Genomic DNA, 22,748 nt, shown 5'->3' on the forward strand with positions numbered 1-22,748 from the left:
CAAAATTGCCGCATAACCTATCACTTTTTTAATTTGAAATCATTTTTTTACCGTTAATTCACAGTAAAAACAGGACAAACACCATGACGAAAACCTGACAATTTGGCAATATAGACTCAACTTAGCGTTTACCGTATTCAATATGTACATTCACTTTCTCGGCACTTCATCAGGTGTACCTAGTCAAACTAGAAATACATCGTCTACAGCAATTTCATTCGATAAAACAAAATCATGGGTTATGGTTGATTGTGGCGAAGCAACACAGCATCAACTCTTAAAGTCTTCTCTCTCTTTTTTCCATTTAGATGTTATCTGTATTAGCCATGTACATGGAGACCACTGTTATGGTTTACCTGGGTTATTGTCGTCTATGTCGATGAATGGCAAAAAATCTGCTGTTCACCTAATCGCGCCCAAAGAAGTAATTGCATGGTTGCATGTAACTTTTCATATGTCTGATACCAGACTCTCCTTCGATTTAATCACGCATGATATTAGTGAAATGACAGGTTCATCTGATTTCAATTTTTGTGATATTGAAGTCATCTCTTTAAAGCACAGAGTCTTCAGCTTTGGTTTTAAGGTTTCAGAAAAGCTGATCCCAAAAAAGCTCAAAATTGAAAAGTTACTAAAAGACGGCATTAAAAGTGGCCCTCATTACAATAAATTGCAAAAAGGGGAAAACGTTGAATTTGGTTCACAAGTACTTTTAAGTAAAGATTACACATCTCAAAGCTGGCAAACACGTCGAGTCATTGTTTGCGGAGATAATGAAAAACCTGCTCTTGTTGCAAATTGGTGTTCTGATATTGATGTGCTAGTCCATGAGTCAACTTTTACACATAATGACCTTCACAAGCTAGGTTTTCATACAGGCCATTCAGATGCGAAAAGAGTTGCAGAGTTTGCGCAGCTTCATAAAATCCCAACGCTAATTTTAACTCATTTTAGTGTCCGATATCATGGAGAGCATGGACTTGAAAGTTTAAGGCGAGAAGCAAATCACTACTATTGTGGAAATTTAATTCTCGCAGAAGATTTTTTTACTTTCTCGATAGAGAAAATAAAATTGCATTTAGAGCAATAATAATTTGGCATATTAATAGCGCATCTTTCACTTTGATATATGCTTAAAACAGATACAATTTCGTTTAGTGAATATGCCTACTTTAAATATCAAAACACGTATTCTACTGTTTGTGGTAATTTTTGAAATATTGGCATATTCGTCAATTGTACTTTTTAGTAACGTTTACTACAGCAGCGCGTTATCTAATGTCAAAGAACAAGAAATCGTTCAAACCTTCAAATCTAGTGCTAATAAAATTGACCACACAATCACATTGATGGAACAAAGCGCCTACAATCTAGCACAACACGGCCTTTCTCTTTATCTTGAGCACAATAAATCGCATTTTGAAAAAGCAGAATTAAAGCAGAAATTTAGTGTCATTTTAGAACAGCACTTTTCATTTTTTGAACTTGCCTTAGGTGGTGGTGTTTGGTTTGAACCTATGCGAGTGTTCGAAGATACACAATATTTCGGTCCTTATGTGTATCGAGATAATAAACGTATACTATTTAGCTGGGAGCTAAGTAGTGAGCAATATGATTACCATAGTCAAGATTGGTATCAGTTAGGAAAACAAGCTGCAAAAAACGCGCTTCCAGTTGTCTGGACACATCCTTATGTCGACGAAGCGGGTAGCTTAGCTCCAATGATGACAGTTGACGCGCCAATTATTCTAACTAATGGGGATATGATTGGTATGGCAACAGTAGATTGGTCGTTGGCTGCACTTACTACATTTTTAGAAACAGTGAAGATCACCGATAACTCATCACCACTGTTAATCCATAAAGCATCAAATAGAATTATCAGCTTTCCTCTAAAGTCTGAGTTGGTGATGCAAACGACACCCGATGAAGCATGGGTTAAGCCATTGTATCTTGGTTCATCAAATACTAAGTTCAATACTTTTAAAAGTTTACCGATAAACGGTAAGCTGTATGACTTGTATTTTCTAGAGACAAAAAGCGGTTTTATATTGGGGTTTTTCAGCCCGCATAAAGACATCGATAAAGAAGTGAGGGCGGTATCTCAAGTCACTTTATTGGGAGGTGCAATTATCGGTATCACTTTCATTGTCTTGATTATTTTTATCATGAAGCACCTTTTTAAGCCTTTTGATTTAGTGCTTAGCCAGATCAAAGGGTCCATCAAGCATACAGATAATGAAAAAGTAACCGTTCAAAACATTGTTTATGACGAGCAAAACGAATTCACGCCAATTATTACTGAGTTAAATTTTGTCTATCAGCAAGTCAACACACATATAACTGAAATTAATCAAGCCAATAGTGCGCTTACTAAGACACAGAGTGAATTAGATAAGCTCAACATTGACCTAGAGCTAAAAGTCAAATCGCGAACAGATGAGCTTAATTACAAAACTGAAGAAGCATTAAAGGCACTTTCTGATTTGCAAACTATACAGAAAAAGTTGATTGAACAAGAAAAGCATGCGTCACTCGGGCGATTGGTTGCTGGGATAGCACATGAAATTAATACGCCAGTTGGCGTTGCCATCACAGCGGCTTCATTTGTTGAAGATGAAGTGATACATCTAGAAGAGAAACTGCAATCATGTCAGTTAACAAAACACCAATTGGTTAAGGTTATTTCTGATTTTAAAGAAGGCTGTTTTATCCTTAAAAGTAATTTACATAGAACTGCTGAATTGGTAGCCAGCTTTAAACAAGTCTCTGTAGATCAATCTTCTGAATTACTACGAAAGATTGAGTTGAATGCTTATCTAGAAGATGTGATCCGTACTTTAAGGCCAAGGATTAAAAACTCATCGCACAAGGTTCATCTTGAGCCTAACCCTGTTGAAATTGAAGTACTTTGCAGCCCAGGTGCAATAGCGCAAGTTATTACAAATATTATAGAAAATGCGCTAGTTCATGCCTTTAATGAACATGAGTCTGGTGAAGTTAATGTACTACTCTCTCAATCAGGTAATGAAGTTAGCATTTTGATTTCAGACAACGGCAAAGGTATGCCTAGTGATGTGTTAGAGTGTATTTTTGATCCGTTTTTCACTACGAATAGGGAAAATGGTGGAAGTGGTTTAGGGATGCACTTGGTTTATAACATTATTTCTCAGCAATTAAACGGCACGATTAATTGTTCCAGTATTGTTGGCAAGGGAACTCAATTTATCATCAAGTTCCCAATAAACTCAACGAATTAACGAGCGTTTGTGCTTTCGAATATTTTGTCAGCAGACGCTGCAACAAATCCAGTATAGATTTCACCATCTGGTTTGTTGTAACGTAGTGCAAACTCATAGAAACAGCTTGGAATTGCAAACTCACCATCAGTGAATACAACATTTGCATGATCGGCCAATGTAGATGATTGCTCTAATAGCACTTCTGGTGACCCTTTGATTTCACCACCTGAAGCATTCAATTCAAACCCAGCATCTTTTAAAGATGTATTTACCGCTTCAATAGTCTCAAAGTTCGCCAGGTGATTAATGCTTACAGTGAAGTGATTAGCGCGGTAGCCCCATGCAGACATCCAAGCAGCATATTCACTTTCTTCTAGTAAAGCTTTGTAGGTTTCATTACTTACTTGCCAATGTGTGCCTGAGTATAAGAAATTGTCTGCAGTTACTGCATCTTCATCAATTTGATCGACCATTTCTTTAACAGTTTTCTGTAAAGACTCAGAGCACTTTTCAACAAGTAATTCAGAGATGAATACTTTAGGTTTAGTTGGATCAGTATGCTCGAAGTGTTTTGCATATAGTTTTTTTGCTTCGAAATGGTATTCACCACATTCTTTGTAACCAACCGCTAGAAAATGCGCCGCTAACTTTTCTAAACCCACTTTTTCTATGTTAAAAGTACGAAGAGCAATATGATCATTGATAACGTCAGACTGTTGTGTAGAGCCTAGTAGCTCATGAACTTTAATGGCCGAAGGTGTAACTTCTAAATAGTTAGACCAAAGGTTATCAAATAGTGTGTCAACATTGTTGTGCATAATGGTTCCTTAATTTGACGGCTTAGCCGCTCAGTTTATGTATCGATTAAGCACGACACATAATCTCATACCAATTTTAATTAGTTATTTGCGTTTTATAGCGCAAAAATTCTTACTGTATCGCCATTTTTTAGGCTAAGTGCTTCAGCTTCTTCACGCGCAATCGTGAGTGATAGCGCTTGTTTGTCAAACAGTACGTTATCTGTAAACACGGCTTTAAAATCAGTGAGTTTTTGATTCGATATGGCGAAGGTTTTCTCACTGTTTACAGAGTCGACTATAATGACAGGGACAACGTAAGACTCTTGTACTGTTCTGATATTGTCCAGTTTTGCTTCTATTGTTGGGCCCGCATCGAACAGATCAACGTAGCCTCTATGCTCAAACCCTTCTTTTTGAAGGAGTCTAAGTGCAGGCTTGGTTTTTTCATGCACATGACCGATAACGGCCTGAGCCTGGTCACTGAGTAAGTTCGCGTAAATAGGGTATTTAGGCATTAGTTCGCTGATAAATACCTTGTCACCTAAACCGACTAAATGGTCTGCTTGAGGAAATTCAATCGAAAAGAAGTGTTCTTGCAACCATTGCCAAAATGGAGAATGGCCTTGCGAATCACTTACTCCACGCATTTCTGCAATGACGGTATCACTAAAGCGACTACTTTGATCTGCCATAAAAGCAAAACGAATACGGCTTAAAAACCGACCTGCAAGACCCTTACGGTATTGTTCGCGTAAAAACAAAGTACAAATTTCAGAGCAACCCGTGTAGTCATTACACATACTCAATATTTCAACCGTGTTATACACGTTCAATGTACTTGAATGATGAACCGTTTTACCCATGTGATAGTGGTAAAGAGGGACTTGTGTTCCAACAGCTGCTTCAATCGCTGTTGTGCCAACAATTTCATTCGTTTTTGTATCTTCTAATACAAACAAATAACCTTCATCAAAAGGTGTCTCAACATGTTTTGAGAAACTATTTTCTGAACGTGAAATTTTATCTTGTAGTAAGTTGTCGTCAACAGGCAAAGACGTGAAGCCATGACCAGACTCTATTGCGATTTGCTTTAAAGCTGCAAAGTCAGTGTTTTTGATTGGTCTTAAGATTTGCATAATAAAGTGAGGGGCCAATAGACCCCAATCCTATTTTAGCCGTTTACAACATCTGCAACTGCGAGCTCAAAACGAGCTAGACCCGCTTTAATATCGTCTTCTTCGATCACAAGTGATGGCGTGAAGCGAACAACATTAGTACCAGCTACGAGTGTCATTAGTCCATGTTTCATACTCGCAACTAAGAAGTCACGAGCACGACCTTCAAACTGCTCATTAAGAACCGCACCTAACAGTAGACCTTTACCGCGAATCTCACTGAAAACATTGTATTTTGTGTTGATAGCTTCTAGCAGTTCACGGAACATGGCTTCTTTTTGTTGAACGCCAGTAAGAACAGATTCGGTATTTACTGTATCAAAAGCCGCTTCAGCGACAGCACAAGCTAATGGGTTACCACCATATGTTGAACCGTGTGTACCAATTTTAAGGTGTTTTGCAATATCAGTTGTTGTGATCATTGCACCAATTGGAAAACCACCACCAAGTGCTTTTGCTGTTGTTAAAATATCAGGTGTCACATTCAAACCTTGATATGCATAAAGATGACCAGTACGACCAACACCAGTTTGCACTTCATCGAAAATTAGCAATGCATTGTGCTGGTCACATAGTGCTCTTACACCTTCAGCAAATTCTTGCGTCGGAGAGATAATACCGCCTTCACCTTGAAGCGGTTCCATCATAACAGCACATGTGTTGTCATCCATTAGTGACTTTAATGTTTCTAAATCGTTGTAATCACAGTGAACGATATCAGCAGGTTTAGGGCCAAAGCCGTCAGAGTAAGCAGCTTGACCACCAACAGTTACAGTGAAGAAAGTACGACCGTGGAAGCCTTTGTTGAAAGCAATAATTTTAGACTTGTGCTCACCAAAGTTATCAAGTGCAAAACGGCGAGCAAGTTTAAGTGCGGCTTCGTTTGCTTCTGCACCCGAGTTTGCAAAGTAGACTTTATCAGCGAATGTTGCATCGGTGATTTTTTTAGCAAGTCTAAGCGCAGGTTCATTGGTCATTACATTTGATAAGTGCCAAATTTTTTCGCCTTGTTCTTTTAATGCATTAACAAGATTTGGGTGACTATGTCCTAAACAGTTTACAGCGATGCCGCCTGCGAAATCGATGTACTCATCACCTTTTTGATCCCACACTCGTGATCCTTTACCTTTAACAGGGATAACTTCTGAAGGGTTATAGTTTGGCACCATGACGTGGTCAAAAAGTTCGCGGTTTACTTGCATAATACTGCCTCTAAAACATGTGTTTAATAATTGTTCTTTTCTATCGTTTGATAGTTTTCCTAATTATTGCTTTGATGCCAAGAAATTTGCAGTGCAATATTTCTCAAATTGATAGATAATTTTGATAATTTAACCAGTGTAATGGTCATTATGATAAAAACACAAGACGAAAAGTTGATAGCTCTGTTAAGAACGAATGCAAGAACGAGTATTTCAGATTTGGCTAGAATGCTCGATCAGTCACGTTCAACAGTCCAGAACAGGCTCATCAAGCTTGAGCAAGCTGGGATAATTAAAGGTTATAGTGTTGAGTTTGGAGAAGAGTATCTTGAAGGACTTGTTTCAGCACATGTATCTATAAAGGTAAAGCAGAAGTTAACTACGCAAACAACGGTTGCCTTAAAAAATCATAATAACGTATCTGCCTTGTATGCGATCAGTGGTGAATACGACATGATAGCAATTGTAGAAGCACAAAGCCTCCAACAACTTAGCAGCATACTCGATGACATCGGTGATTTAGATGGAGTAGAGAGAACAAACTCATCAGTCATTCTAGAGACCAAGTTTAAACGTTAAATGTTAAAGGTTCAGATTTTTATAAGGTAATAACTTGAGAGGTGCAGTAAAGAAATTTACATGTATTTAGTTCTTTTGCACTTCGGGTAACCAAACACTGGTACCAGTTGTTGCTATATGGTTCACATTGCCAGTTAAAACTTTTGAGCCCACATTGTAAGAGGTTTCTGGTCTACTTACTAAGTAACCTTGAACACAACGAATACCCAAGTTTTTAACTAACTCAAATTGTTCGATTTGTTCAACGCCTTCAGCAACGATTTTTAAACCAAGTTGGTGTCCTAACTCACTAATAGAGTTCAAAATTTTAAGGTACTTAGGGTTTTCATTGGCTTGGGTGATGAACAGTTTATCTATCTTAATTACATCAATAGGCAAATCGGCAAGTGTACTCAAAGAGCTAAAGCCTGTACCAAAGTCATCAATTGCCACACTTACACCAGCCTTACGACAAGACTCTAATTGCTGAATTATATGTTCGCTGGCAGTTATAAGAGTTGATTCAGTAATCTCTAGCATTAAAGAGCTAGCAGGAAGCCCTGTCTTATTAAGTGCATCCATTACCCAGTTATAAATATCTCTGTGCTTAAGTTGAATGCCTGATACATTAACTGATATTTTAACTTTCTTCATACCAGCGTTGTGCCAAGCTGACATTTGCCTACACGATTCAAGCAAAATCCAATCTCCTAGCTCTAAGATAAGATTTGACTCTTCTGCAATAGGTATAAACTCAGATGGTGGAATAAGCCCTTCTATAGGATGTTGCCACCTGATTAACGCCTCAAAGTAATCAATGGCACAATCTTCAACATGTACAATCGGTTGAAAAGACATATGGAAGCTGTTTGAGCTAATTGCGAGCCGCAGTTCTTCGAGAAGATAGTGGTACCTGCGCATTTTATTTCCCATTTCTGGAGAATAAACCCTAAAGATACCTCGACCATCAGTCTTCGCTCTGTACATGGCAACATCAGACATTTGTAATAATGCATGAGGTTGAGATGCGCTTTCTGGGTAAGAAGCGATACCAATACTAGCGCCGATTTTCACCAGTTTGTTACCAAGAACAAAATCGCGCTCTATCTCTGTCAAGACGGCTTGGGCGAGTTCAGTGCAAAATGCTGGATCTCTAATATCAGGCACAAAAACTGAGAATTCATCTCCTCCCAGTCTAGATAAGTTTTGATCAATGCCGTTTTGAGGGTGAAGGTCCTGGATCTTAAATTGACGAACTATATCTTTTAAACGATTAGCAACTTGAATTAAAATTTCATCTCCGAAGCTATGTCCAAAAGAATCATTCACTTGCTTAAAGCCGTCTAAGTCTATAAATAAAAGTCCACACCTAAGTTTGTTTTGCTCTGCAAGCTTGAGCTGCTTCTCAAGGTGCTCAATATAAGCATGTCTATCGATTAACTGCGTGAGTTTATCTTGATAAACGTGGTGGTCTGTTTGTTGTTGAATTTCACCAACTTGTTCGTGTATTAAATTTATTGCATGTCTGATCTGAGTTACAGTGGAGCCGTACCTCAGGCTCTTTTCATCAACCTCAAAGCTTTTTAGCAGCTTATGTATGTCTTTATTGATCTCATCTAACGCAACTTTTTGACGTTGATGATTTTTTTGATTTCTGGCTAAGCTACTAAGTGATATGACTATAAGTAAAACAGAGATTAAGGCGTAGGGAGATAGTAGGCTTTCGATAAAAGCATGTTCTGCTTTGATTGCGAGTAGCTCACCTTTGTTTCGCGTTAAGACGTGTACGGTGTTGTCCAATTCAATGAATTCATGAGATGGCAAGATAAACCTAAACCAGGCTGAAGAAGGGGTGATATTTGATGCCGAACTAAGCTTAGTTACGTTAACTTGATCTTCGCCAGCTATATCCATAAGAGACTTGGTGAATAAAAAGTTGAATATAAAACCCAACAAGATCACACAGAGAATGAGTAGTCCTTGTAATTTAAGCTTTTTTAACATATCAGCTGGTTCCAGCAATTCCCATGCGGAGAAACAATATCAGGTTTAAGTTTTATCATATTTATGACATTTTATGAAAGTAAGATTTTAAATTTAGCAACAAACTGAATAGCTATGAGTAAAAATTGCGTACTTATTAAGAATATTCACTTTACACTGTTTAAAACTTGGTCTAATTTAAAATTCTCTCTCACACATACTTACCACTCAACGTAATGTTGAATTTGTTTAACTTGCGCATTGAATCTTGCGCTGATGACACTGGAGTTGTCACATAAGATAAACATTCAGTTGATTAAATAGACTAATAATCTTCAAAGCTGAAATGCAGTTTGTTTCAGAAGCAAGAACTTGATGCGTAAATTCTTTAGGAATAAGGCAAGGCAATGCTAAATAAGCGATTCTTTAAGACCAAAGCAGAAGCTGAAATAACTTTCGAGTGTGGGTTTAAAAATGCGGATAAAATCGAACTGGTTGCAGAGTTTAACGACTGGCAACCAGTTGAGATGAAATTTGTTAAATCACGTCAAGTATTCAAAAGTAAATTTCGCTTACCAACAAATAAACAGTATCAGTTTAGATACCTAATAGATGGTGAAGTTTGGGAAAATGATAATCAAGCTGATGGCTATAAAGCAAATGGGTTTGGTTCAGAAAACAGTTTAGTGTCTACCACAAAGGAAGTTGGTATTCAGAATGAATGCATTTGAACAACTTTGTTATTTATATGGTATAGGTTCTGAGTTCACAAAATATACTGGTGAAACTGTTAGGTTTTCTCAGCCTGCTAGAGAAGCTGCGCTCAAAGCATGTGACATAGATTTTTCTTCTAATGAATTAATACATGCTTTGAACTATCAGTTAGACGTTGCGCCATGGCATTCGTTATTACCAAGTATTAGTTTAGTTGAACAGGCTGACCCTCATCTTACGATTAGGATAAAAGACAATCAAGAATACGGTCCATTACATTTAGCGGTATCTGAGATCAATTTAAGTGTTGAATTATCGTTTAAAAAAGCGGTTTTCTCAGGTGAATATATTGATGCTGGCATTCGTTTTATTGAACTAAAGTTACCTATATCGGAGCACCTGCCTACGGGTTATTTCACCGCGGAGGTGACACTTAATGATGAGGTATATTCTACAGAGTTGTGGGTGACACCCAAAGAAGCTGTGGCTTTTAATGAACATAAGCAATTTGGTGTTAGCGTTCAACTTTATACATTAACTTCAGCTGGAAATTATGGTTTCGGTGATTTCTCGGATTTGCAGCAATTGATAAACAATAGTGCCAAGTCTGGCATTGATTTTATTTTGTTGAATCCACTACATCTTTTGTTTGAAGATGAACCACAAAGAGCCAGCCCATATAGCCCAAGTCATCGAGGGCTAATTAATCCACTCTATATTTCAATAGCTGAATGTCTGACTCAGCCTACCTTTGCACAATTAGTAGATGAGCATAATTCGGCATTAGCAATTTTAAATGCTGAAAAACAGGCGCAATACATAGACTATGAAGTAGTCACAGAGACAAAATACAAGTTATTAAAGTCTCTTTATCGTCAATTCAAGCAAAACGCTAGCTTGAATTTACAGCGCAACTTTCGTCGATTTTGTCAAATTAAAAGTAATTTATTGAGTGCTTTTGCAGATGATGAACGGGCAAAATTCTGGCAATGGCTCGCTCATGAACAACTAAATAAATGTCAAAAGCTTTGTTTGTCTCTAGGGATGAAAACCGGTTTGATCAATGATTTAGCGGTTGGTTGCGCGAAAGATGGTCTTGAATTCTTAACAAATCAATCAATATTTGCAAAGCATGCTGAAATAGGTGCGCCACCCGATCCTTGGGCTGAGTCTGGTCAGAATTGGGGATTACCAGTTATTGACCCTAAAAAAATGGCTCATAATAACTTTTCTTACTTTAAGCAATTAATAAAAGAGAACATGCAATATTTTGGGGCTTTAAGAATTGACCATGTAATGTCATTAAGGCGTTTATGGTGGTGTTTAACAGTCGATAATGAGCAAACTGGTTGTTATGTCTACTATCCGTTCGAACATCTTTTAGCTATCTTGAAAATTGAATCACACCTCAATAATACCGGTTTAGTTGGAGAGGATTTAGGGGTAGTGCCGCCTGAAGTTACGGAAGCCTTAGCATTAAGTGGTATCTACGGAAACACTTTGTTTTATTTCGAAAAAAACCACATGGGTGAGTTCAAGCATGGTAATGATTACCGCGAAAATTGTATGTTAATGCTTTCGAACCATGATGTGCCCCCATTTATTTCTTGGTGGAATGCACAAGACGTTGACTTGAAATTAAGTCTTTCTCTTTGTACTGAGCTGGAAGCCAATACATTAAAGTCGCAAAGACTAATTGATAAACAACGTGTATTGAATTGGCTCAATAAATCGCACCTTAATTTAGATAGCGATGTACACGAATTGTTTAATGAGCTAGTTAAAACACTCATACAAACCCCACCTAAACTTTTTAGCTTAAACTTTGATGATTTAGCAAAGCAAACCTTGCCGATTAACATTCCAGGTACAGATAAAGAATATCAAAATTGGCGACGCCGAATTCTCACACCGATAGAAGATGTGTTTACTGCACAGCAAAGTTTACTCAATGATTTAACAGCATTAAGGAAAAGCAATGATTGACTCTTTGGCCCGCAAAGAAATTACTTACGACGCGCAAATAAAAGCATTACAACAAGGTCAATTTAGTGATCCTTTTTCTTTCTTAGGATTACATGCTAATTCTGAACAGCAGTTTGAAATAAGAGCATTTATTAAAGGGGCACACTCTGTCGAGTTGGTGAGTCCCTCTGGAAATATTGATTTCTCAAACATTAATGATTCGGGTTTATTTGTTCTAACGCTAGAAAATGTTGATTTACCTGAGCCATATCAACTGAGGGCTTTATACCACGATGGCGCAGACCACGTTTTTTACGACCCTTACCAGTTTAAATCGTCGTTAAACCAGGATGATATGTACCTTTTTAATGAGGGTACCTTCGAGCATGCATATCGTTTATTAGGCGCGCATTGTGTCGAGCAACAAGGTGTTTCAGGTGTACGGTTTGCTGTGTGGGCACCAAATGCACAGTCTGTATCTGTTATCGGTGAGTTTAATCATTGGCATGCTAATCAGAACTTAATGCGCAAACACCCTGCAAGTGGTATTTGGGAATTGTTTTTGCCTGAAGTTGAACCCGAGCAATGCTATAAATACTCGATAACAGATTGCCATGGTAATCGTTTTGAAAAGGCAGATCCTTACGCATTAAAAACACAACAGTCACCGGGTACAGCATCCGTAATTCAAAAATCGATCCCTCAAGTCTCCGTTAAAGAGAGTAAAGTTGAAAATACCCTTAACAGAGTTGATGCGCCTATCAGTATTTACGAAGTACATTTAGGCTCTTGGAAAAGAAGAGAAAACGAAGGTGAGCGTTATCTTACTTATCGAGAATTGGCAGATGATTTAGTCAACTATGTAAAAGACTTAGGTTTTACGCATATTCAATTAATGCCTATCAGTGAGTATCCTTTTGATGGCTCTTGGGGCTATCAGCCTGTTGGATTATTTTCTCCATCAAGTCGATTTGGCTCTGTAGATGACTTTGCTTATTTTATAGAGTCATGCAAAAAAGCTGAATTGGGCGTTTTATTGGATTGGGTGCCAGGGCACTTTCCGTCTGATCCACATGGTTTGCATTGTTTTGATGGCACGCATTTATATGAGCATGCAGACAAACGACAAGGATTCCACCCTGATTGGAATACGTATATTTATAACTATAGTCGCCCTGAAGTTCAGTCTTATTTACTTTCAAATGCCATCTACTGGTTAGAACAATATCAAATAGATGGCTTACGCGTTGATGCCGTTGCTTCCATGTTGTATTTAGATTACAGCCGTGAAGAAAATGAATGGGTACCAAATCATTTAGGTGGTCGAGAAAACTTTGACGCCATACATCTTTTACAAAAAGTAAATACCCGCAGTTATGCCAATCAAAACGACATCATGATGGTTGCAGAAGAATCGACAGCTTGGCCTGGTGTGACCAATTCTGTTGATAATAATGGTTTGGGCTTTGGTTATAAGTGGAATATGGGGTGGATGAATGACACGCTAAATTATATGAAGCGTGATCCAATTCATAGGCAATACCACCACCATGAAATGACCTTTTCTATGGCATACGCTTATTCAGAAAATTACATTTTGCCACTCAGTCATGACGAAGTGGTACATGGTAAAGGGTCTTTATTATCTAAAATGCCAGGGGATGATTGGCAACAATTCGCTAATTTAAGAGCGTATTATGCATTTATGTATGCGCACCCAGGTAAAAAATTACTTTTTATGGGCGCTGAGCTCGCACCCAGGGAAGAGTGGAACCACAATGCTGGTTTAAATTGGGATTTACTTAACTCTGAAGCGCATCACGGTGTATTTAAGACAATACAAAAGTTAAACCAAGTCTACAAAACATCACCTGCGTTTTATGAGTTGGACCAGCAACCAGATGGATTTAAGTGGATTGACAGTGATAATAGCCAGCAGAGTATTTTCAGCTTTGTTCGTTTTTCAAAATCTGTAAATGATCATGTCGTCGTAATTTCTCATTTCACCGGTCAAGTTTACCATCAATTCAGAATGGGGGTGCCGGCTAAAGGTGTATATCAAGTTGCCCTAAACACTGACGATAAGACGTTTTGGGGCAGTGGCGTTAATGCAGTTGCACACAGCCAGCAGCTTATCGAGACACAAGATATCGCCAGTCATGGCTTTGAACAAAGCATTCAAATAACTATTCCGCCTTTATCTACGCTTTATTTACAGTTCGTGACGGGGTAAGAATGCTGATTTCTGGTAAAGGTAATAGCTCACCCTTAGGCGCTTCACAGTCAGATAATTCAGTGAATTTTGCAGTATATGCTCCACAAGCTGCACATGTTTCACTCTGTTTATTTGATGACAGTGGCTATGCTGAAACAGAGCGTTTGGCTATGCATTTACACGAAGGGGGCGTCTGGTCAGTCAGTGTTGAAGGCCTACAAGTAGGCTGTATTTATGGCTTCCGGGTTTCTGGTAATTATGATTTGAGTTCAGGCCAGTTACATAATGAACATAAATTATTGCTAGACCCCTACGCAAAAGACCTTCACGGTCATTTTTATTGGAGCGAAAGGCACTTTTGTCATTTACCAGTTGGGCATTTCAATGATGCTGATAATGCCTTTGATATGACGAAGTCGAAATTAACTTTACTTGAAAAATATCAAGGTGAAAGGCCAAATGTTCCATGGAGTGAGACTGTTATTTATGAGTGTCATGTAAAAGGCGCTACGAAATTAAATAACAAAATACCCAAAGCGCTGCGAGGTAAATTTCTTGGCCTTGCACATGAGCACTTCATTTGTCATTTAAGGTCTATGGGTATTAATACAATCGAGTTATTGCCTGTTCATAGCTTTATCAGTGAACAGTTTTTAACAGCCAAAGGCTTACAGAATTATTGGGGCTACAATACGCTTAACTTTTTTACCCCACATAAAGAGTACCTTGTTGATGGAAATATTAATGAATTTCAGCAAATGGTTGGGCTACTTCATAAAGCGGGTATAGAGGTTATTATTGACGTTGTCTTTAATCATACCGCTGAAGCTGGGCTTGAAGGGCCATCGTTGTCTTTTAAAGGACTCAATAATTCTGGTTATTATCGATTGTTAGAAGAAAACTGTGATTATATTAACGATACGGGGTGTGGCAACACAGTCAATATAGATGACCCACATACACTAAAACTCATACTAGATAGCCTAAGATATTGGGTTGAATATTACGGGGTTGATGGTTTTAGGTTTGATCTCGCAAGTATTCTCGGTAGAGGTAGCAAAGGGTTTAATAAAGGTCACGCCTTCTTTCAAGCAATCCATCAAGACCCGATTTTAAGTCAATGTAAACTCATCGCTGAGCCTTGGGATATCGGCCCAGGAGGCTATCAGCTCGGTGCATTTCCTGCTCCTTGGCGTGAGTGGAACGATAAATACAGAGATACTGTTCGTCAGTTCTGGCAAGCCAAGCAACATGTTCTTCCTGAATTGGCAAAACGGATCCATGGTTCAAATGACTTATTTGAACACAACTTGCGAGGTCCGTTAAATTCAATCAATTTCATCACCAGCCATGACGGTTTTACACTCATTGATTGGGTGAGCTATGAAAATAAAAACAATCTTGAAAATGGTGAGAATAACCAAGATGGTCACAATGACAATCACAGTTTTAATTGTGGTATTGAAGGTGAAACCAAAGATGTTGACGTTAATGCGCTCAGATTAAAGCAGCAAAAGAATGCACTTATCACGCTACTCATGTCTTGTGGTGTGCCTATGATTGCCGCAGGTACAGAACTTTGTCACTCTCAAAAAGGTAATAACAACGCCTATTGCCAAGATAACGACATTAGCTGGTTAAATTGGGAAGAACACAACAGCCAAGATCTGAGAAACTTTATTGCTAGACTTGTCGAGATAAGGCGTTGTTTTGCTATTTTCAAGCACCCTTTTTATGTACATCAAGAAGATAGCGACTTTTCGGTGCATTGGTTTGATGAACTATCTCAGCCTATGGATACCGTTAAATGGCATGACCCAACTTCGCAATTTTTAATGTGTCGCTTGGATGATAACAACAATAAAACGTCTCTTTTATTACTTTTAAATGCAGGCGAGGCAGCCGTTAATGTCAGTCTCCCTAAGACTGCTCAAAAGTGGCAACTACAAATCACCTCTGAACCCTCAGATAAATTAAATCAAATAGACCAAGTTTTAGATATATCAGCGCAATCAAGCTGGGTTTTTTCTACTAATTTTGAAGGAAATGATAATGAGTCATAAAAATTCAAATGGACAAGTGCCTGATACAGCTAAGGTTGACACCTTGTTAGCTGATGTCAGTGAAGATCTAAATCGACATTTTTACTATACCTTAGGGCGAGATAAAAATGTCGAATCAAGGCTCTATTTATATCATGCACTGGCATTAACTATTCGAGATAGGCTGGTAGCTAAATGTAGAAAAACCAATGAGCAGAGAAACAAGCAGCCTACTAGAAAAGCGGCATACATCTCACTTGAGTTTTTAATGGGCCGAGCGCTTGGTAACGCTATTTTGAATCTTGATTTAGAACAAGATGTAAAAACAGCGCTTGAGCAATATAGTGCAGAATTGGAGTGTGTAAGTAGTGCAGAGCATGATGCAGGTCTTGGTAATGGTGGCTTAGGTCGACTTGCAGCATGCTTTTTAGATAGTTGTGCCAGTTTAGCACTTCCTGTTGTTGGGTATGGTATTCGTTATGAATATGGCATGTTCAATCAATCTATTGAAAACGGTTATCAAGTCGAGCATCCAGACAACTGGTTACGTGAGGGACACCCTTGGGAGCTGAGTGCGCCTGAACAGTCAAAGCGAGTTAAGTTCTTTGGTCATGTTGAGTCATATGTCGATAAGCATGGAAGAACACATAGAGCGTGGGTGAATACTCAGGATGTACTTGCTGTGCCTTATGATGTGCCAATTCCTGGCTATAAAAATGACATAGTAAATACATTGAGGCTTTGGAAAGCAGAAGCAACAGATGAATTCAATTTAAGAGAATTTAATGAAGGTAGCTATTCTGATGCTGTTGCGCAAAAAAACTTAGCAGAGCAAATTTCGATGGTGCTCTATCCCAATGACAGTAGCGAAAACGGTAAAGAGTTAAGGCTTCGACAACAGTACTTTTTAACCAGTTCTAGTTTACAAGACATTCTAGATGATTGGGTGGCCGAGCATGGTGAAAATTTTGATGATTTTGCAAAATTTCATGTATTTCAGTTAAACGATACACATCCAAGCATTGCTGTCGCAGAGCTTATGCGTTTGCTGATTGACGATTATGAAATCGAGTGGGATAAAGCGTGGGAAATCACCACAAGTACCATGGCCTACACGAATCATACCTTGTTACCTGAAGCATTAGAGCGTTGGTCAGTTCCTTTATTTGAAAGGCTTTTACCTCGCTTATTAGAAGTTATTTATGAAATTAATGCCCGTTTCTTAGCGCAGGTCGCCATTCATTGGCCAGGCGATATTACAAAACAAAGGGAGCTTTCTTTAATTGAAGAAGGGGATGTGCCACAAATTCGTATGGCTTATTTGGCAATCGTGGGCAGTTTTTCTGTTAATGGTGTTGCTGCGCTTCATACTGAGTTATTGAAAAGTGGTCTTTTCAACACCTTCTATCAGCTTTGGCCTGAGAAATTTAATAACAAAACCAATGGGGTAACACCTCGTAGGTGGCTTGCGCATTGCAATCCTGAGCTCAAATCATTAATCAGTGACTATATCGGCAATGAGTGGATTGCTGATTTCAGTAAAATTAAAGACTTGCGTCGCTACTACGATGATAAGCAGTTTCAAGCTAAATGGTTTGAAGTCAAGAAAGCGAACAAAGACAAGCTTGTTGCTTTAGTTAAATCACAATGTGGTGTTGAGTTTGATTCAAAAATGATGTTTGACGTGCAAGTGAAACGTATTCATGAATATAAACGTCAATTATTGAACATTCTTCATGTCATTCATTTATACATTCAGATTTGTAAGGGCGATACAGAAAACCTGACACCGCGATGTGTATTAATTGGTGGTAAAGCTGCACCCGGGTATTACATGGCTAAGCAAATCATTAAATTGATCAACAATGTTGCTGAAGTCATTAATAAAGATGAAAGGGCTAAACCTTTTCTAAGAGTCGCATTTCTTCCTAACTACAATGTTACTGCGATGGAGACTATTTGTCCTGCGACCGATTTATCAGAGCAAATCTCAACGGCTGGTAAAGAGGCATCGGGTACAGGCAACATGAAGTTTATGATGAATGGAGCCATTACAATCGGGACCCTCGATGGTGCCAACATCGAAATCTTAGAAAATGTTGGTGCAGACAACTTCTACTTATTTGGGGCAAAATCAGAAGAGACCAACGCTATCAGGTCGCACTATGACCCTGAGAAAGTTATTCGTGACAGTGAAAACTTAAGCGCGGTGTTTAAGTTGCTTGAAAGCGGTCACTTTAATTTATTCGAACCCAACATCTTCGACGACATTATCAATGCCGTTAAATGCCCAAGCGACCCTTGGTTAACTGCGTATGACTTTGACAGTTATTGTCAGGCTCAAAGTAATGCAGCCAAAGCTTACCAAGATAAAGTTCATTGGACTCAAATGAGTATTCTCAATACTGCGGCCAGTGGCAAATTTTCAAGTGACAGAACTATTTCACAATATAGTGAAGAGATCTGGCAAATATTGCCGGATACAGCACAGATTACAGACAAGGAACAAATGGAGAAGCAACATGCCTAGTTATGAAAATCGTTATATTAGTAATTTAACCAGAGAGACTTATGCCCTGATATTGGCTGGTGGCCGAGGCTCTCGTTTACATGAGTTAACTAACTGGCGTGCAAAGCCTGCTGTCTACTTTGGCGGTAAACATAGGATCATCGATTTTCCGCTTTCAAATTGCATAAATTCAGGAATCAGACGTGTCGGTATTGCCACACAGTACAAGTCTCACTCACTAATTCGCCACGTTAATCGAGCATGGGGACATTTTAAAAAGGAACTCGGTGAGTCTGTTGAGATTTTACCGGCATCTCAGCGTTATGGTGATGAATGGTATTGTGGAACCGCTGATGCGGTATTCCAAAACATGGACATTATTCGTCATGAATTGCCAAAATATGTCATGATTTTATCAGGCGATCATGTTTATCGTATGGACTACGGCGCATTGCTCGCAAAGCATGTTGAAACCGGTGCAGATATGACAGTATGTTGTATTGAAGTCCCTTGTGAAGAAGCTGCGAATACGTTCGGTGTGATGACGGTTGATGACAATAATCGAGTCAGACGTTTTGACGAAAAGCCAGCTGAACCTTCTTCTATTCCAGGAAAAGAAGGGACTTGTCTAGCATCAATGGGTAACTATGTATTCAATACAGAATTTTTATTCGAACAGTTAAAAAATGACGCAGAACGAGAGGGGTCAGGTCGCGATTTTGGTCACGATATTATTCCTGCCATCATCGAAGAACATAACGTGTTTGCATTTCCTTTCAGAGAGCCAACACAAAAAGGTCAAGCTTACTGGCGTGATGTGGGCACAATTGACTCATTTTGGGAAGCAAATATGGAGCTCGTTTCTCCAGAGCCACAATTAGATTTATACGACCCGAGCTGGCCAATTTGGACTTATCAAGAACAGCTACCTCCAGCCAAGTTCATTTTTGATGACGAGGAAAGACGTGGTATGGCTGTAGATTCAACGGTTTCTGGTGGTTGTATTATATCTGGCTCTGTTGTCCGTAAATCATTACTGTTTTCAAATGTTCATGTTCATTCTTATTGTACTATCGAAGGCTCAGTGATCCTTCCAGGCGTTAAAATTGGCAGAAATTGTAAAGTTAGAAATGCCATAATCGACCGTAGCTGTGAACTTCCAGAAGGCATAGTCATTGGCTACGACTCAAAAGTTGACGAAGAGAATGGCTTTAGAGTGTCTAAAAAAGGCATTGTATTGGTGACGAGAGATATGCTTGCTGCGTATAATCAACGTCAACTAGTTAATGAAGAAAAACAAGAGCTTTCAGTAGTTTAAAAGGCAGGGTATGCATATTTTAATGGTCGGTGCTGAGAATGACCGATTGCCAAATTGTAAAGTTGGGGGGGTTGCGGATGTTATCCGTGACATCCCTTACGCTTTAACTGAACATGGTGTAACGGTATCTGTTGTAGTACCTGATTATGGTCAAGAGCAATTAAATCGACACTTCATCGCAGACATAGCAGTGCCATTCAGGCAACATTTAGAGACCGCGAGTTTGTGGTTAGTTGAATCAAGTGAAGGTGTAAATCAATATGTAATTTCACATTCTTTGTTTTCAGACAATGGTGGGAAGATATATTGTGATGATGGTGCAAACAGGCCGTTTGCCTCTGATGCAACGAAATTTGCTTTTTTTAGTGCTGCTGTTTGTGAAATTATAGAGCACAGGGTAATTGATAATCTAGATGTTGTTCACTTACATGATTGGCATGCTGCGGGTGTATCTGTGCTTGCGAAGTTTAGCCCACGCTTTGTGTATCTGAAAACGTTGAAGCTTGTATACACAGTCCACAACTTAGCCCTACAAGGTATAAGACCTTTTAATCATGATGAATCAAGCTTAGAAGCCTGGTTTCCAACCTTAAATTATGATGGTCATCAAATTTGCGATCATCAGTATCCTCACTGTTATAATCCGATGCGTAGTGGTCTCAACTTATGTGATGTGATCCATGTCGTTTCTCCTACTTACAGTTTTGAGGTACAAGAGACAAGCCGACCTGACGAAGGTTTTTTTGGAGGGGAAGGCTTAGAACATGATATGCGTTTGGCTGCGAGTCAAGGTAGGCTGTTTGGTATTCTAAATGGATGTAATTACAGTGCAGCAGAAAAGGATAAGCTTTCTTATAGTGAATATCTAACTGAAGCGGAAAAATGCATATTTAAATGGATGTCAAAGTCTCACCTTATTGAAACTAAGCACTATATTGCTCATCAAAGAGTGTCTAAATGGAAAGCTCAGAAAGAAAAAGCAATTGTTTCTAGTGTCGGCCGTATAACGGATCAAAAAGTGTTATTGCTAATGCAAAAATCTGCAAATGGCATTGTACTAGATGACTTAGCTTTAGTTGCGGATAAGTTTAATAGCAACATAGTTATACTAGGAAGTGGCGATCCATATATCGAATCGCAATTTATGCAAGTGATGGCAAGAAGAGACAATGTTTTATTTTTAAATGGCTATGATCAAAAGCTTGGAGATACATTATATCCATTAGGCAAGTTATTCTTAATGCCGAGCTCATTTGAGCCTTGTGGCATAAGCCAAATGCTTGCTATGCGTGATGGACAGCCATGTTTAGTGCATGGTGTCGGTGGGTTAAAAGATACAGTTTCGCATAACGAAACAGGCTTTGTCTTTAATGGTAAGTCATTAGCTGAACAAGTTAAACAATTAACGGATTCATTTGAAAACGCTTTGTCTTTGCTTGCTTCTAATAAGGAAGTGTTCTCAAATATTTCAATGAATGCAAAAGCTAAACGGTTTGAGTGGTCGGGTTTAGCTAAACAGTACATTTCTAAATTGTATAAATAAACTTCAATTATACGGCTGGGGCACAAAATTGGATCTACTTCAGCCGTAATCCCTCCTATAATTTGCTATAATTTTAGATTAAAGACTTTGTTTTTAGTGATTTAGTGTGGTTTTTTTGCTGGGCTATAGTGCTATTATATTAAGTGTTTGTACTTGAAAGATCGTATTTGGGAAAAGGAGCTTATGCTTGAAAGTTTTTGTTGCAAGACAAGCTATTTTTAATAGGAAAATGCAAGTTGTAGCGTATGAACTTCTTTTTAGAGATGGTTCTAGCAACAGTTTTCCCAACATTGCAGAAGACAAAGCAACTGCAAAGCTAATACTTGATAATCAATTGAATCTTGGCACGCGGTATCTTACGTCTGGTAAGAAAGCCTTAATTAATATTGGTCCTGAGTCTTTAAAACAAGAGCTTGCAACTTTTCTTCCTGCAAATGATGTTATTTTAGAGTTACTCGAAACAATTCAGCCTACTAAAGATAATTACGAGCTTGTTCGACGTTTATTTCATCAAAATTATAAATTAGCGTTAGATGACTTTGAGTATGAAGATGCATGGCAGCCTTTCTTGAAACTGGTGCGTTTAATCAAGTTTGACGTTATGCAAAACCCTTTGCATACCATAGTACCGCTTGTTGAAGAGCTAAAACAGAAAAAGAATATTAAGCTGTTAGCAGAAAAAATAGAAACTGAAGAAGAGTATGAAATAGCAAAAAAAATGGGCTTTCATTTTTTTCAAGGTTATTTTTTTGCCAAACCCCGTGTTATTGAAGAGAATGACATTGAATTCAATTACACCATCGTCATGCTCATTTATACCGAAGTTTTAAAACCCAATCTCAATGTGACTAAAATTGCGCAATTATTCTCCCAAGATACGGCGTTAGCTTATAAGTTGTTGCGATTAATTAATTCAGGTGTTTTCCCGATAAAAAGTAAAATTGAGTCTATTAAGCAAGCTTTGGTTTATTTAGGGTACGAACGTACAAAAAAGTTTGTGGGCTTGATCATGACGGCGCATGTTGCCAAAGGCAAACCAACAGAGTTAACCCGGATGAGCATTGTACGCGCTCGGTTTTGTGAACTTATAGGCAATAAGGTTCAACCAAATTCAGGCTCATCTTGTTTTTTAGTGGGGCTTTTTTCATTGCTTGATGCCATTTTAGATAGACCCATGGAAAAGGTTGTTGATAAGTTACCCTTTCCTGAGGAGCTACAAAATGCGTTATTGGGCGAAGCGAACTTCCATTACTATGTACTTAATATTGTCAAAGCCTATGAATCTGGTAGCTGGTGGAAATTACAAAAAGCGTGTCAGTATTTAAATATCAGTGATGAATGCTTACCCGAGTTCCATGCATCAGCGATTTTATGGGCTGATATGTATAAAGATAAGGCTTTTTAAACATATGGTTAATCACAACTAGATGCAATATATAATTAGAGTCATCTTGTTATTGTTCGTTTCTATGGCATTTAATG

General features: G+C 38.4%; 15 protein-coding genes. 11 read left to right on the forward strand and 4 right to left on the reverse strand.

Translation table 11 applies throughout. The features are described 5' to 3' along the window. Window positions 1-142: 142 nt before the first annotated feature. Together AC1HJP_RS00385 and AC1HJP_RS00390 are read left to right on the forward strand one after the other, a co-directional pair. Window positions 143-1,090, forward strand: coding sequence for a ribonuclease Z (locus tag AC1HJP_RS00385; RefSeq protein ID WP_480359637.1), 948 nt, complete (start codon window positions 143-145; stop codon window positions 1,088-1,090). A gap of 73 nt (window positions 1,091-1,163) precedes the next feature. Next, a complete protein-coding gene (locus tag AC1HJP_RS00390; protein ID WP_480359638.1) occupies window positions 1,164-3,260 on the forward strand; it encodes an ATP-binding protein in 2,097 nt (698 codons plus the stop codon). Here AC1HJP_RS00390 and AC1HJP_RS00395 read toward each other — a convergent pair. The 3 genes from AC1HJP_RS00395 to AC1HJP_RS00405 form a co-directional block, all read right to left on the reverse strand. Beyond that, window positions 3,257-4,060, reverse strand: coding sequence for a 2-oxoadipate dioxygenase/decarboxylase family protein (locus tag AC1HJP_RS00395; protein WP_480359639.1), 804 nt, complete (start codon window positions 4,058-4,060; stop codon window positions 3,257-3,259). The genes AC1HJP_RS00390 and AC1HJP_RS00395 overlap by 4 nt on opposite strands. A 95-nt stretch (window positions 4,061-4,155) precedes the next feature. After that, entirely contained in the window at window positions 4,156-5,178 is a 1,023-nt protein-coding gene (astA, locus tag AC1HJP_RS00400; protein WP_480359640.1) for an arginine N-succinyltransferase, read from the reverse strand. Window positions 5,179-5,213: 35 nt separating this feature from the next. Beyond that, window positions 5,214-6,419 (reverse strand): aspartate aminotransferase family protein, encoded by a 1,206-nt coding sequence (locus tag AC1HJP_RS00405; protein WP_480359641.1) that lies wholly within the window; start codon window positions 6,417-6,419, stop codon window positions 5,214-5,216. Between the two features lie 150 nt (window positions 6,420-6,569). On the opposite strand from AC1HJP_RS00405, the gene AC1HJP_RS00410 reads away from it, so the two are divergent. Continuing rightward, entirely contained in the window at window positions 6,570-6,998 is a 429-nt protein-coding gene (locus AC1HJP_RS00410) for an Lrp/AsnC family transcriptional regulator (RefSeq protein WP_480360244.1), read from the forward strand. Window positions 6,999-7,064: 66 nt separating this feature from the next. On the opposite strand, the gene AC1HJP_RS00415 is transcribed toward AC1HJP_RS00410, so the two are convergent. Next, on the reverse strand, window positions 7,065-8,981 hold the full coding sequence (locus AC1HJP_RS00415; protein ID WP_480359642.1) for a putative bifunctional diguanylate cyclase/phosphodiesterase: 1,917 nt from the start codon (window positions 8,979-8,981) through the stop codon (window positions 7,065-7,067). Window positions 8,982-9,367: 386 nt separating this feature from the next. Between AC1HJP_RS00415 and AC1HJP_RS00420 the strand changes: the two genes are divergently transcribed. The 8 genes from AC1HJP_RS00420 (at window position 9,368) to AC1HJP_RS00455 (ending at window position 22,671) form a co-directional block, all read left to right on the forward strand. Continuing rightward, entirely contained in the window at window positions 9,368-9,691 is a 324-nt protein-coding gene (locus tag AC1HJP_RS00420; RefSeq protein WP_480359643.1) for an isoamylase early set domain-containing protein, read from the forward strand. Further along, window positions 9,678-11,660 (forward strand): 4-alpha-glucanotransferase, encoded by a 1,983-nt coding sequence (gene malQ, locus AC1HJP_RS00425; protein ID WP_480359644.1) that lies wholly within the window; start codon window positions 9,678-9,680, stop codon window positions 11,658-11,660. Before AC1HJP_RS00420 ends, malQ begins: the two co-directional genes overlap by 14 nt. Continuing rightward, a complete protein-coding gene (gene glgB / locus AC1HJP_RS00430; protein ID WP_480359645.1) occupies window positions 11,653-13,872 on the forward strand; it encodes a 1,4-alpha-glucan branching protein GlgB in 2,220 nt (739 codons plus the stop codon). The genes malQ and glgB overlap by 8 nt, the downstream gene beginning before the upstream one ends. Before the next feature lie 2 nt (window positions 13,873-13,874). Further along, window positions 13,875-15,917 (forward strand): glycogen debranching protein GlgX, encoded by a 2,043-nt coding sequence (glgX, locus tag AC1HJP_RS00435; RefSeq protein ID WP_480359646.1) that lies wholly within the window; start codon window positions 13,875-13,877, stop codon window positions 15,915-15,917. Continuing rightward, window positions 15,907-18,426 carry a glycogen/starch/alpha-glucan phosphorylase gene (locus AC1HJP_RS00440; protein ID WP_480359647.1) on the forward strand — a complete coding sequence of 840 codons (2,520 nt, stop codon included), beginning with the start codon at window positions 15,907-15,909 and terminating at the stop codon, window positions 18,424-18,426. The genes glgX and AC1HJP_RS00440 overlap by 11 nt, the downstream gene beginning before the upstream one ends. After that, window positions 18,419-19,723, forward strand: coding sequence for a glucose-1-phosphate adenylyltransferase (gene glgC, locus AC1HJP_RS00445; protein ID WP_480359648.1), 1,305 nt, complete (start codon window positions 18,419-18,421; stop codon window positions 19,721-19,723). The genes AC1HJP_RS00440 and glgC overlap by 8 nt, the downstream gene beginning before the upstream one ends. A gap of 10 nt (window positions 19,724-19,733) precedes the next feature. Continuing rightward, the gene (locus tag AC1HJP_RS00450) at window positions 19,734-21,266 is read left to right on the forward strand and encodes a glycogen synthase (protein WP_480359649.1); all 1,533 of its coding nucleotides are present in this window, start codon (window positions 19,734-19,736) and stop codon (window positions 21,264-21,266) included. Window positions 21,267-21,453: 187 nt separating this feature from the next. After that, window positions 21,454-22,671, forward strand: a complete 1,218-nt coding sequence (locus AC1HJP_RS00455) for an EAL and HDOD domain-containing protein (protein ID WP_480359650.1) — start codon at window positions 21,454-21,456, stop codon at window positions 22,669-22,671. Window positions 22,672-22,748 lie beyond the last annotated feature (77 nt).

This window comes from Pseudoalteromonas sp. NFXS53 (assembly GCF_056629255.1).

Bases quoted from the DNA above. Each gene is read 5' to 3' on its own strand.
- AC1HJP_RS00385 (WP_480359637.1), top strand. From the start codon at position 143: ATGTACATTCACTTTCTCGGCACTTCATCAGGTGTACCTAGTCAAACT.
- AC1HJP_RS00390 (WP_480359638.1), top strand. From the start codon at position 1,164: ATGCCTACTTTAAATATCAAAACACGTATTCTACTGTTTGTGGTAATT.
- AC1HJP_RS00395 (WP_480359639.1), bottom strand. From the start codon at position 4,060: ATGCACAACAATGTTGACACACTATTTGATAACCTTTGGTCTAACTAT.
- astA (WP_480359640.1), bottom strand. From the start codon at position 5,178: ATGCAAATCTTAAGACCAATCAAAAACACTGACTTTGCAGCTTTAAAG.
- AC1HJP_RS00405 (WP_480359641.1), bottom strand. From the start codon at position 6,419: ATGCAAGTAAACCGCGAACTTTTTGACCACGTCATGGTGCCAAACTAT.
- AC1HJP_RS00410 (WP_480360244.1), top strand. From the start codon at position 6,570: ATGATAAAAACACAAGACGAAAAGTTGATAGCTCTGTTAAGAACGAAT.
- AC1HJP_RS00415 (WP_480359642.1), bottom strand. From the start codon at position 8,981: ATGTTAAAAAAGCTTAAATTACAAGGACTACTCATTCTCTGTGTGATC.
- AC1HJP_RS00420 (WP_480359643.1), top strand. From the start codon at position 9,368: ATGCTAAATAAGCGATTCTTTAAGACCAAAGCAGAAGCTGAAATAACT.
- malQ (WP_480359644.1), top strand. From the start codon at position 9,678: ATGAATGCATTTGAACAACTTTGTTATTTATATGGTATAGGTTCTGAG.
- glgB (WP_480359645.1), top strand. From the start codon at position 11,653: ATGATTGACTCTTTGGCCCGCAAAGAAATTACTTACGACGCGCAAATA.
- glgX (WP_480359646.1), top strand. From the start codon at position 13,875: ATGCTGATTTCTGGTAAAGGTAATAGCTCACCCTTAGGCGCTTCACAG.
- AC1HJP_RS00440 (WP_480359647.1), top strand. From the start codon at position 15,907: ATGAGTCATAAAAATTCAAATGGACAAGTGCCTGATACAGCTAAGGTT.
- glgC (WP_480359648.1), top strand. From the start codon at position 18,419: ATGCCTAGTTATGAAAATCGTTATATTAGTAATTTAACCAGAGAGACT.
- AC1HJP_RS00450 (WP_480359649.1), top strand. From the start codon at position 19,734: ATGCATATTTTAATGGTCGGTGCTGAGAATGACCGATTGCCAAATTGT.